11 protein-coding genes are annotated in these 16,113 nt (G+C 72.1%); 9 read left to right on the top strand and 2 right to left on the bottom strand.

Annotated features, from left to right (window positions below):
- Positions 1-98 precede the first annotated feature (98 nt).
- Positions 99-4,016, bottom strand: a complete 3,918-nt coding sequence (gene eccCa, locus ACH4SE_RS14385) for a type VII secretion protein EccCa (RefSeq protein WP_398543692.1) — start codon at positions 4,014-4,016, stop codon at positions 99-101.
- Between the two features lie 74 nt (positions 4,017-4,090).
- Here eccCa and eccD point away from each other — a divergent pair, with 74 nt between their 5' ends.
- The 6 genes from eccD to ACH4SE_RS14355 all read left to right on the top strand — a co-directional run bounded on the left by eccD (position 4,091) and on the right by ACH4SE_RS14355 (position 11,425).
- Positions 4,091-5,620, top strand: a complete 1,530-nt coding sequence (gene eccD / locus ACH4SE_RS14380) for a type VII secretion integral membrane protein EccD (RefSeq protein ID WP_398543691.1) — start codon at positions 4,091-4,093, stop codon at positions 5,618-5,620.
- A 246-nt stretch (positions 5,621-5,866) separates the two neighbouring features.
- Complete coding sequence (gene rpsO / locus ACH4SE_RS14375) at positions 5,867-6,154, top strand: 30S ribosomal protein S15 (protein ID WP_031521677.1); 288 nt, start codon at positions 5,867-5,869, stop codon at positions 6,152-6,154.
- A 345-nt stretch (positions 6,155-6,499) separates the two neighbouring features.
- Complete coding sequence (locus ACH4SE_RS14370; RefSeq protein WP_398543690.1) at positions 6,500-8,722, top strand: polyribonucleotide nucleotidyltransferase; 2,223 nt, start codon at positions 6,500-6,502, stop codon at positions 8,720-8,722.
- Positions 8,719-10,095, top strand: a complete 1,377-nt coding sequence (locus tag ACH4SE_RS14365) for a M16 family metallopeptidase (protein ID WP_398543689.1) — start codon at positions 8,719-8,721, stop codon at positions 10,093-10,095. Before ACH4SE_RS14370 ends, ACH4SE_RS14365 begins: the two co-directional genes overlap by 4 nt.
- Before the next feature lie 103 nt (positions 10,096-10,198).
- Positions 10,199-10,972, top strand: a complete 774-nt coding sequence (gene dapB, locus ACH4SE_RS14360; protein ID WP_398543688.1) for a 4-hydroxy-tetrahydrodipicolinate reductase — start codon at positions 10,199-10,201, stop codon at positions 10,970-10,972.
- 3 nt (positions 10,973-10,975) lie between these two features.
- Positions 10,976-11,425 (top strand): hypothetical protein, encoded by a 450-nt coding sequence (locus ACH4SE_RS14355; protein ID WP_398543687.1) that lies wholly within the window; start codon positions 10,976-10,978, stop codon positions 11,423-11,425.
- Positions 11,426-11,462: 37 nt separating this feature from the next.
- Here ACH4SE_RS14355 and ACH4SE_RS14350 read toward each other — a convergent pair whose 3' ends face one another.
- Entirely contained in the window at positions 11,463-12,008 is a 546-nt protein-coding gene (locus ACH4SE_RS14350; protein WP_398543686.1) for a hypothetical protein, read from the bottom strand.
- Between the two features lie 146 nt (positions 12,009-12,154).
- Between ACH4SE_RS14350 and thyX the strand changes: the two genes are divergently transcribed.
- The 3 genes from thyX (at position 12,155) to ACH4SE_RS14335 (ending at position 15,879) form a co-directional block, all read left to right on the top strand.
- The gene (thyX, locus tag ACH4SE_RS14345; RefSeq protein ID WP_398543685.1) at positions 12,155-12,943 is read left to right on the top strand and encodes an FAD-dependent thymidylate synthase; all 789 of its coding nucleotides are present in this window, start codon (positions 12,155-12,157) and stop codon (positions 12,941-12,943) included.
- Between the two features lie 186 nt (positions 12,944-13,129).
- Positions 13,130-14,029, top strand: a complete 900-nt coding sequence (gene dapA / locus ACH4SE_RS14340; protein WP_398543684.1) for a 4-hydroxy-tetrahydrodipicolinate synthase — start codon at positions 13,130-13,132, stop codon at positions 14,027-14,029.
- Between the two features lie 164 nt (positions 14,030-14,193).
- On the top strand, positions 14,194-15,879 hold the full coding sequence (locus tag ACH4SE_RS14335) for a ribonuclease J (protein WP_398543683.1): 1,686 nt from the start codon (positions 14,194-14,196) through the stop codon (positions 15,877-15,879).
- Positions 15,880-16,113 lie beyond the last annotated feature (234 nt).

The raw sequence follows: 16,113 nt of genomic DNA, 5'->3' as shown, positions 1-16,113 counted from the left end.
GCCGGAAATCCCACCCCGAACCGCTCAAACACTCTCAGTGATCAAACGGTAGCAGTAAGTCGCGACCGCTGAATCCGGTTGTCCACAGGCCCGCACGCTCACTCCGGTTCCCACGCGAGCTGCACCAGCCGGGCGGGGCCCCGGCGTGCGGCGAAGACCGCCCGCCCGGGCGGCATCGGGCGTGGCCTCACGCCTCCCGCCAGTTCACCCTCGCCCGGGTCACCCGACAGGACGAGGGACTGCGCCCCCAGCTCCCTGGCCCGCTGGAGGAACGGCTCGTACACCGCGCGTCCGGCGCCGCCACCTGCGCGGGCCAGCACGAAGCGCAGGCCTGTGTCCCGGGAGAAGGGCAGCGATTCCACCAGCCCCGCCAGCGGGTTTCCGCCCGCGGCGACCAGCTCGTAGTCGTCGATCAGCACGAACAGCTGTGGGCCGGTCCACCAGTTGTGGTCCCTCAGCTGCCGAGGTGTCACGTCCGGCCCCGGCATGCGGCGCTGGACGAGCGTGGCGACCCCGGCCATGTGTGTCTCCAGGGCGGCGGGCCCGGTCACGTACTCCACCAGGTGGCTCTCGGGCAGCGACCCGAGCAGGCTGCGGCGGTAGTCGACGACGACCAGCCGGGCTTCCTCAGGGGTGTAACGGCGGCTCAGCTGCTGCGCGACGAGGCGCAGCAGCGCCGTCTTGCCGGACTCGCCGTCGCCGAAGACCAGCAGGAGAGGGTCGGTCTCGAAGTCGACGACGACGGGGGCGAGCGCGGCCTCGTCGACGCCGATCGCCACCCCGCGCCCGGGGGCGCCGCTCGGCATTTGCGCGGCGGGAAGCAGGCGCGGCAGCATCCGGACCTCCGGCGCGGGCTCGCCCTTCCATGCGCCGTTCACCGTCGCGACGAGGTCCGCGGTGCCCTCGGCGAGGTCCGTCCCGCTCCGGTCCCCGTCGATGCGCGGCAGCGCCGCCAGGAAGTGCAGCCCCCCCGGGGCGACACCGCGGCCGGGCACGCCGGCGGGGACGTTCGCCGCCGCCCTGCGGTCCAGTTCGGAGTCCATGGCGTCGCCGAGCCGGAGTTCCAGGCGGTTGAGCAGCTGGTCCTTCAGCGCGGCGCGCACGTCGAGGTGCCGGGACGCGGTGAGCACCACGTGCACGCCGAAGCCGAGGCCTCGGGCCGCGACGTCGGTGACGACCGGCTCCAACTGCTCGTGTTCCTGCCGGAAGGCGCCCCAGCCGTCGACCACCAGGAAGACGTCACCCCAGCGCTCGCCGGGCAGTTCACCGGCCGCCCGCGCGGCGCGGTACGACGCCATGCTGTCGATGCCGCGGCTGCGGAAGAACTCCTCGCGGCGGGCCAGCAGGCCCGCGACCTCGGCGACCGTCCTGCGCACCCGGTCCGCCTCCAGGCGTCCCGCGACACCGCCGACGTGCGGCAGGCCGGCCAATCCGCGCAGCGTGCCTCCGCCGAAGTCGAGGCAGTAGAACTGCACCTCCCGCGGTGTGTGCGTCAGCGCGAAGGACGCCAGGAGGGTCCGCAGCAGCGTCGACTTGCCGCTGCGCGGGCCGCCGACGACCAGTGCGTGTCCGGCCGCGCCGCCGAAGTCCAGCACCAGCGGGTCCCGCCGTTGCTCGAACGGCCTGTCCACGACGCCCACCGGCACCCGCAGGGGCTCCGTCGGCACCCCGGCGGCCACCCGGGGCCCGCTCCCGGGGGTTTCGAGCGGCATCAGCTCGTCCAGGCCCGGGGAGGCGTCCAGCGGTGGCAGCCACACCCGGTGTGCCTCGGGGCCGCGGCCGGCCAGGCGGCGGACGAGGACGTCCAGCACGGTGTCGGCCACGGGCCCGGCCCGGCGCCCGCACGGCCGCGGTTCGGGCCCGCCCGCCGGCACCGGCACCGGCGCGGCGGTGAACGGCACGGCCCGCCGCCCCTCGGCCGCGCCCGCGCCTCCCGGGGCGGCCGCCTGCTTTCCCGGGTGCGGGCCGGACACGTAGGCGGCCTTGAAACGGACCACCTCCCCCGTCGCGGTCTTCAGGCAGGCCGATCCCGGCACCGGCGGCAGGTGGTAGGCGTCCGGCACCCCCAGTGCCGCGCGCGACTCCGACGCCGAGAAGGTCCGCAGGCCGATGCGATAGGACAGGTACGTCTCCAGGCCGCGGAGCCGGCCCTCCTCCAGCCGCTGCGAGGCGAGCAGCAGGTGTACCCCCAGCGAGCGGCCGATGCGGCCGATCTGGAGGAACATGTCGATGAATTCCGGCTTCGCCGTCAGCAGCTCGCTGAACTCGTCGATGACCAGCACCAGCGTCGCGAGCGGCGGCAGGGCGGCGCCCGCTGCCCTCGCACGCTCGTAGTCGTGGAGGCCGGCGTAACGGCCCGCGGATTTCAGCAGTTCCTGGCGCCGCTGCAACTCACCGGTGATCGCGTCCCGCATGCGGTCGACCATGGCCAGGTCGTCCGCCAGGTTGGTGATGACGGCCGACACGTGCGGCAGCGTGCTCATCCCGGCGAAGGTCGCGCCGCCCTTGAAGTCTGCGAGGACGAAGTTCAGCGTCTCGGGGGAGTGCGTGACTGCCAGGCCCAGCACCAGGGTGCGGAGCAACTCGGACTTGCCCGAGCCGGTGGCTCCCACGCACAGGCCGTGGGGGCCCATGCCCTCCTGTGCGGCCTCCTTGAGGTCCAGGTGCACGGGTTCGCCGTCCTCGCCCACCCCGAGGGGCACCCGCAGCCGTTCGTGCCGGCCGCGCGGCGCCCATCCGAGGGCGGCGTCGAAGGTGCCCGCGTCGCCGATGCCCATCAGGTCGGTGAAGTCCAGGTCGGACACCAGCGGTTCGCCTCCGCCGCCACCCTCCGCGGGGCGCAGCGGGGCCAGTCGGCGGGCCAGGGCCTCGGCCTCCAGCGCGCTGAGCGTGTCCGGCACCCCCGCGTACGTCTGGCCCGCGGACGAGCGCAGCAGCATCTCACCGGCCGTGCATCGCGCCCACAGGTCGCCGCGGGGCTCGGCGCCCCCACCGGGAATCAGCTCCACCAGCGTCAGCCCCAGCAACCCGTCGGCGGCCACGGCGGGGACCGTGCCGCCGTCGAGGAGGAGAACCACGTGCGGCCGGTCGAGTGTCGGCGCCGCGTCGCGCCGGAAGCGCGGGCGGTCCTCCAGCGCGGGGCGCAGCAGCTCCTCCAGCTCTGCCGTGCCGGTCGTCACCAGGCGCCGGGTGCCGGCCCCGTCCGCCACGGCGGACGACTGCACGTGCGGCAGCCACTTGACCCACTCCCATTCCGGCAGCGCTCCGGGGGACGCGGCGACGCCCAGCACCACATCGGCGGGCGAGTGCAGGGCGGCAAGCTGCGCCAGCGCCGCCCGCGCCTGGCCGCGGACGGCGTCGGGGTCGCCGGTCAGCACCACGTGCGAGAAGGCCCGCAGCGACACCGCGAGCGGCAGTCCCTCGACGGCCCCGTACGCCGCGACGAAGCGCCGCAGGGCGTGCGCCGTCAGCGGCTCCAGCCGGTCCACCGGGGCCGTTTCGGGCGTGATCAGCGGGGTGGCGAGCCGCTGAGCCGCGAGCCCGATCCGCAGCTGCCCGAAGTCGTCGTCGCCGGGGCGCCGCTCCCACACCCGCCGGCCCTCGGCCACCAGCGCCCACAGCTGGTCGGGCGCGGGATGGGTGTGGAGCGTGCCGTTGCGTTGCAGGTCCGCGGTGCGGCGGACGGCCCGGCGCTGCCGTGCCAGGTATGCGAGGTAGTCGCGGCGGCTGTCGGCCATGTGCCAGCTCGTGCCCTGCCGGGCCCGCACGAGCTGGCCGGCTCCCAGAGCGACGGCCGACACGAGCATCAGCCCGCCCATCACCTTCATGACCGGCTGCGATCCCGGCATGAAGAAATACGCCGCCGAGCCGCCCATGGCCAGCAACGGCAGGAGCAGGACCGCCAGACCCTGCTCCTGGCCGCGCCGGAGTTCCGGGGGCGGCGCCAGACGGACCTCCTCGGAGGGCACGGCGGGCGGCCGGACGCGTAGCGGGCGTTTGACGATGACCGAACTCACAGATGTGCCCGCCCCGGGGAGTCGTCGTCGGCGGCTGATACGGTGCCGCCGTTACTTTTACGGAGAGCAATCATATGGACACGTTTCGTCACTCACGTGCGGTGCGGCGGGCGCCGGACGTGCCCGCGCCGAGGCCGGGCCACGAGAGCGCGGAGCCGCGTGACGTCCGGGGGACGGGATCCGCGGGATTCTGCCGCGTCACGGTCGTGGCGCCGGACCGCCGGACCGACCTGGCGCTTCCCGACGACCTGCCGGTCGCCGACCTGCGGGCGGACATCCTGCGGCTGTCCGGTCAGGCGCAGGATGCCGCGGAACCGGTCGGCTACCACCTCGTACGCCGCGACGGCACCGCGCTCGACCCCGCTCTGTCTCTGTCCGCCCAGCACGTCCTGGACGGTGAGTTCATCCTTCTGCGCACCCTTGCGGCGTCGTTGCCGCCCCCCGTCCACGACGACGTGGCCGACGCGGTCTCCACCGCCGTGTCGAGCGACCGCCGCCGCTGGACGGACGGCATGACGCGCTCCGCCGGGCTGACCGGCGGTGCCGTGCTCATGGCGGCGTTCTGCTGGGCGCTGTGGCAGACCGACCCGGTACGGCACGACATGCACGGCCTGCCAGGAGTCGTGGCCGCGGTGACGGGCACCGCGCTGGCCGCCCTCGCCGCCGTCCGCGCCAGGGTCTACGGCGACCGCAGCGCCGCGGTCGCGCTGGGACTCGCCGCGCTGCCGCACCTGCTGCTCGCCGGGTCGGGCGTCCTCGCGCCGGCCGCCGGGCAGGGGGCGGGGAGGCTGCAGTTCCTCGCCGGCTGCGCGACCGTGCTGCCGGCGTCGGCGGCCCTGGCCGCGGTGCTGCCGGCCGGTGACGCGCCCTTCGTGGCCTCCGCCGTGCTGGCCGCCGCCGGGACCCTGGCCGCCTACGGGACGGTCACCGCCGACGCACCGCTGCGGGACGCCGCCGCGGTCGTGGCCGTCGCGGCGGTCGGGCTGATCGGCTTCCTGCCCGGCTGGTCCGCGCGTGCGGCCCGGCTGCCGATCGGCTTCGGATGTCCCGCTTACCCTGCCGCCCTCGGCACCGGCGCCGAGTTCCACGGCGACCAGGCCGGCGACACCGAACCGGCTCTCGACTACGCGGTGGTCGCCGCCCGGGCCCGCCGCGGACACGAGCTGCTGCTCGGCCTGGTCGGCGGATGTGCGGCCTCGCTCGTGGGTGCCGCTGCCGTCCTCGGCTGCTCCCACTCCGTTTCCGCCCAGGTGCTCGCCCTGGCGTCCGGGCTCGCGGCGCTGCTGCGCGCGCGGCTCTTCCGCCGCACGGCCCAGGTCGGCGCCCTGCTGGCGGCCGGCGTCCTGGCGCTGGCACTGCCCGTCGTCGGGCCCGCACCGCCCGTCGGCGTACCCGGCCTGCGCGGCTGGTGGCCGACCGGCGCCGTGGCGGCCGCCGCGGGGGTGCTGGTCGCGATCGGCCTGACGGTGCCGGGCCGGGGCGTCTCCCCGTTCCGGGGCCGGTGCCTGGAGATCGCCGAGGGCGCTGTGCTGCTGTCGCTGGTCCCGCTCTGCCTGGCGGTGCTCGGAACGTACGGCGCGGTCCGCGGGCTGGGCGGCGGCTGAGCGCGGCCCCCTGGCCCGGCGCGCTCCACCGTCGTACGGTCAGGTGGACCGCTGTACGACCGGGCACCCTGCGCCACCGTTCGGCCGGGTGACCCGCGGTAAAACGCCCGGCAACCGGCTGGTACCCTGGGTGACGGTCACCTGTGTGCTCACACCGGGTGACCGAGAGCCGAGCGAGTCACGTGAGAATTCCCCGCGATGAAGACCGGGGGCGCTCGCCGGCAGACGATCCCTGGAGGAGTCCGTATGGCGCTCGACGTCGAAACGAAGAAGCAGATCATCGCCGAGTTCGGCACCAAGGAAGGCGACACCGGCTCCCCCGAGGTCCAGGTCGCGCTGCTCTCGCGGCGCATCTCGGACCTGACCGAGCACCTCAAGACCCACAAGCACGACCACCACTCGCGCCGTGGTCTGCTCATCCTGGTCGGCCAGCGTCGCCGCCTGCTGCAGTACCTGGCCAAGAAGGACATCACGCGCTTCCGTGAGCTCCGTGAGCGCCTCGGCATCCGTGCCGGTGCGGCGGGCGTTCGCTAGGACGCGTGCAGGGGAGCGGTCCCGTCGGACGGGACCGCTCCCTTTGCCATATGCACCGGCACGGTGCACCGGTCACGCAACCGTCTTGTACGAGGTCGGCCACGTATCGCGCACAGGACGTGCGCGATCCGTGCGTCGTCTGATGCAATGGTGCTGTTGACTGCTGTTGACAACGTATGAGGAGGAGCGTCCTCCTATCTGCCGCAGCTGCCGGTCCTCGGTAGTGGCCCCCGGGCGGTAACGCCCCCGGTGGCTTCGATCGAAGACCGGCCCCGGCAGGACGCCCCTCCAACCGATGGCCCGCAGGGAGACGCCCTGCGGGCGAGGACGAGGAGAAGCCCCATAGTGGAGAACGAGACCCACTACGCCGAAGCCGTGATCGACAACGGGTCCTTCGGCACCCGCACCATCCGCTTCGAGACGGGCCGGCTGGCCCGTCAGGCCGCCGGCTCGGCCGTGGCCTACCTGGACGACGACACCATGGTGCTGTCGGCGACCAGCGCTTCCAAGCAGCCCAAGGAGCACTTCGACTTCTTCCCCCTCACGGTGGACGTCGAGGAGCGCATGTACGCGGCCGGCCGCATCCCCGGCTCGTTCTTCCGCCGCGAGGGCCGTCCCTCCGAGGACGCCATCCTGACCTGCCGCCTGATCGACCGCCCGCTGCGCCCGTCCTTCGTCAAGGGCCTGCGCAACGAGATCCAGATCGTCGCCACCGTCATGGCCCTCAACCCCGACCACCTCTACGACGTGGTCGCGATCAACGCCGCCTCCTGCTCCACGCAGCTGGCTGGCCTGCCCTTCTCCGGCCCGATCGGCGGCGTCCGCGTCGCGCTGATCCGCGGCCAGTGGGTGGCCTTCCCGACGCACAGCGAGCTGGAGGAGGCCGTCTTCGACATGGTCGTCGCCGGCCGCGCGCTCGACGACGGCGACGTCGCGATCATGATGGTCGAGGCCGAGGCCACCGAGCGCACCATCAAGCTCGTCGAGGGCGGTGCCGAGGCGCCGACCGAGGAGGTCGTCGCGGCCGGCCTGGAGGCCTCCAAGCCGTTCATCAAGGTGCTGTGCAAGGCACAGTCCGAGCTGGCCGCCAAGGCCGCGAAGCCGACCGGCGAGTTCCCGGTCTTCCTCGACTACGAGGAGGACGTCTTCAGCGCCCTCGAGGCCGCTGTCACCGACGAGCTGGCGCAGGCGCTGACCATCGCCGGCAAGCAGGCCCGCGAGGCCGAGCTGGACCGCGTCAAGGGTCTGGCCGCCGAGAAGCTGCTGCCGCAGTTCGAGGGGCGCGAGAAGGAGATCTCCGCGGCCTACCGCTCGCTGACGAAGAAGCTGGTCCGCCAGCGCGTCATCCGGGACAAGGTCCGCATCGACGGCCGCGGTGTCACCGACATCCGCACACTGGCCGCAGAGGTCGAGGCGATCCCGCGGGTGCACGGCTCGGCGCTGTTCGAGCGCGGCGAGACCCAGATCCTGGGCGTCACCACGCTGAACATGCTGCGCATGGAACAGCAGCTCGACACGCTGGCGCCCGAGACGCGCAAGCGCTACATGCACAACTACAACTTCCCGCCGTACTCCGTCGGTGAGACCGGCCGTGTCGGCTCCCCGAAGCGCCGCGAGATCGGCCACGGCGCCCTCGCCGAGCGCGCCCTGATCCCGGTCCTGCCGACCCGCGAGGAGTTCCCCTACGCGATCCGGCAGGTCTCCGAGGCGCTGGGCTCCAACGGCTCGACGTCGATGGGCTCGGTCTGCGCCTCCACCATGTCGCTGCTGAACGCCGGTGTGCCGCTCAAGGCACCGGTCGCCGGTATCGCCATGGGCCTGATCTCGCAGGAGATCGAGGGCAAGACGCACTACGTGGCGCTGACCGACATCCTCGGCGCCGAGGACGCCTTCGGCGACATGGACTTCAAGGTCGCCGGCACCAAGGACTTCGTGACCGCCCTCCAGCTGGACACCAAGCTCGACGGCATCCCGGCGTCGGTCCTGGCCGCGGCCCTCAAGCAGGCCCGCGACGCCCGGCTGCACATCCTCGACGTGATGATGGAGGCCATCGACTCCCCGGACGAGATGTCGCCGAACGCGCCGCGGATCATCAGCATCAAGATCCCGGTGGACAAGATCGGCGAGGTCATCGGCCCCAAGGGCAAGATGATCAACCAGATCCAGGAGGACACCGGCGCCGACATCTCCATCGAGGACGACGGCACGGTCCTGATCGGTGCGACGGAGGGCTCGCAGGCCGAGGCCGCCCGCACGATGATCAACCAGATCGCCAACCCGACCATGCCCGAGGTCGGCGAGCGCTACCTGGGCACGGTCGTGAAGACCACCACCTTCGGCGCCTTCGTGTCGCTGATGCCCGGCAAGGACGGTCTGCTGCACATCTCGCAGATCCGCAAGCTCGCCGGCGGCAAGCGCGTGGAGAACGTCGAGGACGTCCTCGGCGTCGGCGCCAAGGTGCAGGTCGAGATCGCCGAGATCGACCAGCGCGGCAAGCTCTCGCTCGTCCCCGTGATCGAGGGCGAGGACGGCGACGGCCAGGACGCGAAGGACGAGTCGGCCCAGTGACGACCCGCTCCACCGCCGTGACGGCCCGCCCCTCCACCAAGGGGCGGGCCGTCCGCACACGGACCCTGCTGCCCGGCGCCGACGGCGTCGGCACCGTGCGCCGCAGTGTGCTGCCGGGCGGCCTGCGGGTCGTCACCGAGACGCTGCCGACCGTCCGCTCGGCCACCTTCGGCATCTGGGCGGCCGTCGGCTCCCGCGACGAGACCCCGGCGCTGAGCGGCGCCACGCACTACCTGGAGCACCTGCTCTTCAAGGGCACGGAGCGGCGCAGCGCGCTGGAGATCTCCGCCGCCGTCGACGCGGTCGGCGGCGAGATGAACGCGTTCACCGCCAAGGAGTACACCTGCTACTACGCAAGGGTGCTCGACACGGACCTGCCGCTGGCCGTCGACGTCGTGTGCGACATGCTGACCGGCTCGCTGATCCGCCAGGAGGACATCGACGCCGAGCGCGGGGTCGTCCTGGAGGAGATCGCGATGACCGAGGACGACCCCGGGGACCAGGTGCACGACCTGTTCTGCGGCGCGATGCTCGGCGACACCCCGCTGGGCCGCCCCGTGCTGGGCACCGTCGAGACGATCAACGCCCTCACCCGTGATCAGGTCGCCCGCTTCTACCGCCGGCACTACGACCCCACGCGCCTGGTGGTGGCCGCCGCAGGCAACATCGACCACGCGAGCGTCGTACGCCAGGTCCGCCGTGCCTTCGAGCGGGCCGGTGCGCTCCGCGACCCGGACGCGGTACCGCAGGCACCGCGCGGCGGCCGCCGCGCGCTGACCACCGCGGGCGCCGTGGAAGTCCTCGACCGGCGCACCGAGCAGGCCCACGTGGTGCTCGGCATGCCCGGCCTGTCCCGCACCGACGACCGGCGCTGGGCCCTCAGCGTGCTGAACACCGCCCTCGGCGGCGGCATGAGCTCGCGGCTCTTCCAGGAGGTCAGGGAGAAGCGCGGGCTCGCCTACTCGGTCTACTCCTACACCTCCTCCTTCGCCGACTGCGGCCTCTTCGGGGTGTACGCGGGCTGTCAGCCGTCCCGCGTGCCCGAGGTCCTCAAGATCTGCCGGGACGAGCTCCACCACGTCGCCGAGCACGGGCTGACCGACGAGGAGCTGCGCCGAGCCATCGGGCAGCTGGCGGGCTCCACGGTGCTGGGCCTGGAGGACACCGGGGCGCTCATGAACCGGATCGGCAAGAGCGAGCTGTGCTGGGGCGACCAGCTCTCGGTCGACGACCTGCTCGCCCGCATCGCCGCGGTCACCCCCGACGAGGTGCGCGCGGTGGCCCGCGACGTCCTCGGACAGCGCCCGTCGCTGGCGGCCATCGGCCCGCTCAAGCAGAAGCAGGCCGCCCGCCTGCACGAAGCCGTCGCCTAGCCGCCGGGGCGCGGCCGCCCCCAGCCCGGCCGCGCCCCGGCGCACCCGATCCCGCTCGCCCGTACGCGCTGCCGTACGAAAAGACCCGGAGGACCCCAGAACGATGAGCAAGCTCCGTGTGGCCGTCATCGGCGCGAAGGGCCGTATCGGCTCGGCCGCGGCCGCCGCCGTCGAGGCGGCCGACGACCTCGACCTGGTCGCCGCGATCGACCGCGACGACCCGCTGGAGGCCCTGACCGAGGCCGGCGCGCAGGTCGCCGTGGAACTGACGCACCCCGACTCGGTCATGGGGAATCTGGAATTCTGCGTCGGTCACGGCATCCATGCCGTCGTCGGCACCACCGGCTGGACCGAGGAGCGCCTGGACCGGCTGCGGGACTGGCTCGCCGCTGTGCCCGGCACCGGGGTGCTGGTCGCCCCGAACTTCTCCATCGGCGCCGTTCTGACCATGCAGTTCGCCCGGCAGGCCGCCCGCTGGTTCGATTCCGCCGAGGTCATCGAGCTGCACCACGACAACAAGGCCGACGCCCCCAGCGGTACCGCCACCCGCACCGCCCAGCTGATCGGCGCCGCCCGTACCGAGGCCGGTCTCGGCCCGCAGCACGACCCGACGACCCACGGCCTGGAAGGCGCCCGCGGCGCGGCGGTCGACGGCGTGCCCGTGCACTCGGTACGGCTGCGCGGGCTGCTCGCCCACCAAGAGGTGCTGTTCGGCGGCACGGGCGAGACCCTGACCATCCGGCACGACTCGCTGCACCACAGCAGCTTCATGCCGGGCATCCTGCTCGCTGCCCGCACCGTGCCCGGCGTGCCCGGCCTGACCTACGGCCTGGAGCACTTCCTCGACGGCACCGAGCCGGACCGCCGGGGAGCCTGAGGCATGCGTGCCCGACTCAGCTACACCGTCTCGGCCCTCGCGCTGATCTTCTACTTCGTGCTGGTCGGCGACCGCGGAGTGCTGCTCGTCGCGGACGGCCGCCCGGTGACGGTCGCCTTCGGCCTCGCGGTGCTGGTGCTGCCGCTGATCGGCGCCTGGTTCCTGTGGAAGACCACGCAGTTCGCCCGCAACGCCGGGCGGCTCGGCCGTGAGCTGGAGGCCGAGGGCGGCCTGCCGGTCGACGACCTGGCCCGTACACCCAGCGGCCGGATCGACCGGGACGCCGCCGACGCGGTCTTCGCACGCCGGCAGGCCGAGACGGAGGCGGCGCCGGACGACTGGCGCACATGGTTCCGGCTGGCCGTCGCCTACTTCGACGCCCGCGACACGCCGAGGGCACGCAAGGCCATGCAGCGCGCCATCGCCCTGCACGACGGCAAGGCCCCGCGCTGACCCCGGGCGGGGCCGCTCGCCCCGCCCACAGGGGCGTTCAGGCCAGTTCGGTGGCCCAGCCCTCGATGGCGTCGGCGGCGATGTCGAAGGCCTCGACGCGGCCGAGGAAGTCCGCGTTGTGGTCGGTGAACTGCGGGCGCAGCGGCTCACCGCCCTTGCGGGTGATGATCAGCGCCTGACCCTGGACCGTACGCGGCAGCCCCAGCACCTTCACCGGCTGCTGCGCCGTCCGCACCGCGGCGACCTTGCGCCAGGGCACGGTCACGGTGCTGAAGAAGCTCGTCTGGCGCAGTCCCCGGCCGCTCACCCACACACCGACCCGCAGCAGCCGCAGTGCGGCCGCGATCACCACCAGGGCCACCGCCAGGCACAGCGCACCGCCCCGGGTGTTCTGGGCGGCCGCCATGATCAGCGTGGCGAACAGCAGGTAGGACGCCAGCATCAGGGCCAGCGCGGCCGTCCCGACCCGCCACGGACCGACGCCGTAGGGGCGCATCCAGCGGTCCTGGTCGAGATGCGGCAGCGGGCGGCCCGCCCCGAGGTCGTCGGCTTCGGCGGTCGCGGAGATGTAGGGCAGGGTCACGCGGAGGATCCTCTTCGGGTTTCCGGTGGGAAGGGCGGGTGCACTCTGACGGGTGAGGCTAGCCGCCGAAAGCTGACTCGGCCACTTCAGGTGGACCGATCGACTGCGGCCGGCTGTCGTACCCACCGCCTAGGCTGGTCGCCGCAATGCCGCCCACAGGAAGGACACCACCGGTGCCGACCGACCTCCCCGCAGGGGCCCCCACCAGCGCTTCGGCAGCCCCCGTCGAGTTCCGGGACGACGTGACCGTCGAACTGGTCAAGCACAGCGCGTCGGACACCGACGTCCTGTGGGCGGCCCGGGTGTCCACCGCGGGCGAGCACTCCCTCGACGAGCTCAGCAAGGACCCGGAGCGCTCCAAGGGACTGATCAATTACCTGATGCGGGACCGCCACGGCAGCCCCTTCGAGCACAACTCGATGACGTTCTTCATCAGCGCCCCGATCTTCGTCTTCCGCGAGTTCATGCGGCACCGCGTCGGCTGGTCCTACAACGAGGAGTCCGGCCGCTACCGCGAGCTGCAGCCCGTCTTCTACGTGCCGGGGCCCGACCGCAAGCTGGTGCAGCAGGGGCGACCGGGCAAGTACGAGTTCGTCCACGGCACCCCTGAGCAGCACAAGCAGGCGGTGGCGGCCATGGAGGAGTCCTACGCGCAGTCCTACGCGGCCTACCAGGCGATGCTCGCCGACGGGATCGCCCGCGAGGTGGCCCGGGCCACCCTGCCGGTCGGCCTGTTCTCGTCGATGTACGCCACGTGCAACGCGCGGTCGCTCATGCACTTCCTGGGCCTGCGTACGCAGCACGAGATGGCGAAGGTGCCGTCCTTCCCACAGCGCGAGATCGAGATGGTCGGTGAGCGGATGGAGGAGGCGTGGGCCGGGCTGATGCCGCTCACCCATGCGGCGTTCAACGCCAACGGGCGTGTCGCCCCCTAGACACGGGCCCCACGGGCCGCTGTAGCCAAATGTCCGAAGTGTTCGGATTGCAGGCATTCATGAGGTTCATCTAGGCTGCAGAAACGGACCCCGGCGGTGCCTGAACCCCCGAGCAGACACCGCCGGAGTCCTTTGCGCAGGTCCCGTGGCTGCGTGCTCCCGTACACACCGAGTAGCGTGGGACCCATGGCTCCGACCTCCACCCCCAAGGCCCCCTTCGGGCGGGTACTGACCGCAATGGTCACGCCGTTCACCACGGACGGCGACCTCGACCTCGCCGGCGCCCAGCAGCTCGCCACCCACCTGGTGGAAGCGGGCAACGACGGAATCGTCGTCAACGGCACCACCGGGGAGTCGCCCACCACGAGCGACGCGGAGAAAGCCGAGCTCGTACGGGCCGTCCTGGAGGCCGTGGGCGACCGCGCCTTCGTCGTCGCCGGCGTCGGCACCAACGACACCCGGCACAGCACGGAACTGGCCCGCCAGGCCGAGCAGGCCGGAGCGCACGGCCTGCTCACCGTCACGCCGTACTACAGCAAGCCGCCGCAGGAGGGCCTGCGCCGCCACTTCACCGCCATCGCCGACGCCACCGGCCTGCCCGTGATGCTCTACGACATCCCCGGCCGCAGCGGCGTCCCGCTGGACACCGAGACCATCGTCCGGCTGGCGGAGCACCCCAGAATCGTCGCCAACAAGGACGCCAAGGGCGACCTCGGCGCCGCAGGCTGGGCCCTCAGCCGCAGCGGGCTCGCCTGGTACTCCGGCGACGACATGCTCAACCTGCCGCTGCTGTCCATCGGGGCCGTCGGCTTCGTCTCCGTGGTCGGGCACCTCGTCACGCCCGAGCTGCGTGCGATGCTGGACGCGTACACCAACGGTGACGTGGTCAAGGCCGCGGAGATCCACCAGCAGCTGCTGCCGGTCTTCACCGGCATGTTCCGCGCCCAGGGCGTCATGACCACCAAGGCCGCCCTCGCGCTGCGCGGACTGCCCGCAGGCCCCCTCCGGCTCCCGCTCACGGAACTGGACCCGGACGCCACGGAACGCCTCAGGAAGGATCTCGCCGCCGGCGGGGTACACCTCTGAACACAGACTTCACAACTGAATAGGCAGGACCCGACCGCAGCCGCCCCGCCCCGGAGAGAACCCGGACAGCGGTGCGCCGCGTGCCGGTGCATGACGATCACACACAGTGCCGCACGCCACGGCCCAGGAAGGCCCTTTCGGCGTGCGCGACAGGGAGAAAACCTTTGAGCCATCCGCACCCAGAACTCGGCCCGCCGCGGCCGCTGGCCGAGGGCGGCCTGCGCATCACGCCGCTCGGCGGCCTCGGCGAGATCGGTCGCAACATGACCGTCCTCGAATTCGGCGGCAAGCTGCTGATCGTCGACTGCGGCGTCCTCTTCCCCGAAGAGGAGCAGCCGGGCGTCGACCTCATCCTTCCGGACTTCAGCTCCATCAGGGACCGCCTCGACGACGTCGTCGGCGTGATCCTCACCCACGGTCACGAGGACCACATCGGCGCCGTCCCCTTCCTGCTCAGGGAAAAGGACGACATCCCGCTCATCGGCTCCAAGCTCACCCTCGCCCTCATCGAGGCCAAGCTCCAGGAGCACCGCATCCGCCCCTACGCCCTCGAGGTCAGGGAAGGCGACCGCGAGCGCATCGGGCCCTTCGACTGCGAATTCGTCGCCGTCAACCACTCCATCCCGGACGCCCTCGCCGTGGCCATCCGCACGCCCGCGGGCATGGTCGTCGTCACCGGCGACTTCAAGATGGACCAGCTGCCTCTGGACGGCCGACTCACCGACCTGCCCACCTTCGCGCGGCTCGGCGAGGAGGGCATCGACCTGCTGCTCGCCGACTCCACCAACGCGGAGGTCCCCGGCTTCGTCCCGCCCGAGCGCGACATCTCGCAGGTGCTGCGCCAGACCTTCGCCAGGGCCGAGAAGCGCATCATCGTCGCGAGCTTCGCGAGCCACGTGCACCGCATCCAGCAGGTGCTCGACGCGGCGCACGAGCGCGGTCGCAAGGTCGCCTTCGTCGGCCGCTCCATGGTCAGGAACATGGGCATCGCCCGCGACCTCGGCTACCTCAAGGTGCCCGGCGGTCTCGTCGTGGACGTCAAGGTGCTCGACGACCTGCCGGACGAGCAGGTGGTCCTCGTGTGCACCGGCTCCCAGGGCGAGCCGATGGCCGCGCTCTCCCGGATGGCCAACCGGGACCACCAGATCCGCATCGTCGAGGGCGACACCGTTGTCCTCGCCTCCTCCCTCATCCCGGGCAACGAGAACGCGGTCTACCGCGTCATCAACGGCCTGACCCGGTGGGGGGCGAACGTCGTCCACAAGGGCAACGCCAAGGTGCACGTGTCGGGCCATGCCTCGGCCGGCGAGCTGCTGTACTTCTACAACATCTGCAAGCCGCGGAATCTGATGCCGATCCACGGCGAATGGCGCCACCTGCGCGCCAACGCCGAGCTGGGCCAACTGACCGGCATTCCCAAGAACCGCACCGTCATCGCCGAGGACGGCGTCGTCGTCGACCTGGTCGGCGGCGAGGCGAAGATCGCAGGCAAGGTGCAGGCCGGCTACGTGTACGTCGACGGGCTGTCGGTCGGCGACATCACCGAGTCCTCGCTCAAGGACCGCCGGATCCTCGGCGAGGAGGGCATCGTCTCGGTCTTCGTCGTGGTCGACAGCACCACGGGCAAGATCGTCGGCGGCCCGAACATCCATGCCCGCGGCTCCGGCATCGAGGACGACGCCTTCGCTGCCGTCATTCCGAAGATCGAGGAGGGCCTGTCGCGTTCCGCCTCGGACGGCGTGATGGAGACCCGCCAGATCCAGCAGCTCATCAGACGGTCCGTCGGGAAGTGGGTGTCCGACACCTACCGCCGTCGCCCGATGATCCTCCCGGTGGTCGTGGAGGTCTGACCGACCGTCAACCACCTGACCACGAGCGGGCCGCCGGATTTGCATCCGGCGGCCCGCTCCAGTACGTTGGCACAACCGCTCCGAACGAGGCCCGCGAAATCGCGTGCTCTCGAATCGGGGGTGGGAATTCCGACGAAAATCTTCTGATAGAGTCGGAACACAACGAAGGGAAAGCCCGGAGGGGCCGGTGAAACGGTCTCGAAGGAAGCTTCCGTTCCTTGAGAACTCAACAGC

Origin of the sequence: Streptomyces sp. NPDC020983 (assembly GCF_044333485.1) — a bacterium.
Classification (GTDB): Bacteria; Actinomycetota; Actinomycetes; order Streptomycetales; family Streptomycetaceae; genus Actinacidiphila.
Note: the sequence above shows the minus strand (reverse complement) of the source record. Positions and strands in the feature narration are given on the sequence as shown.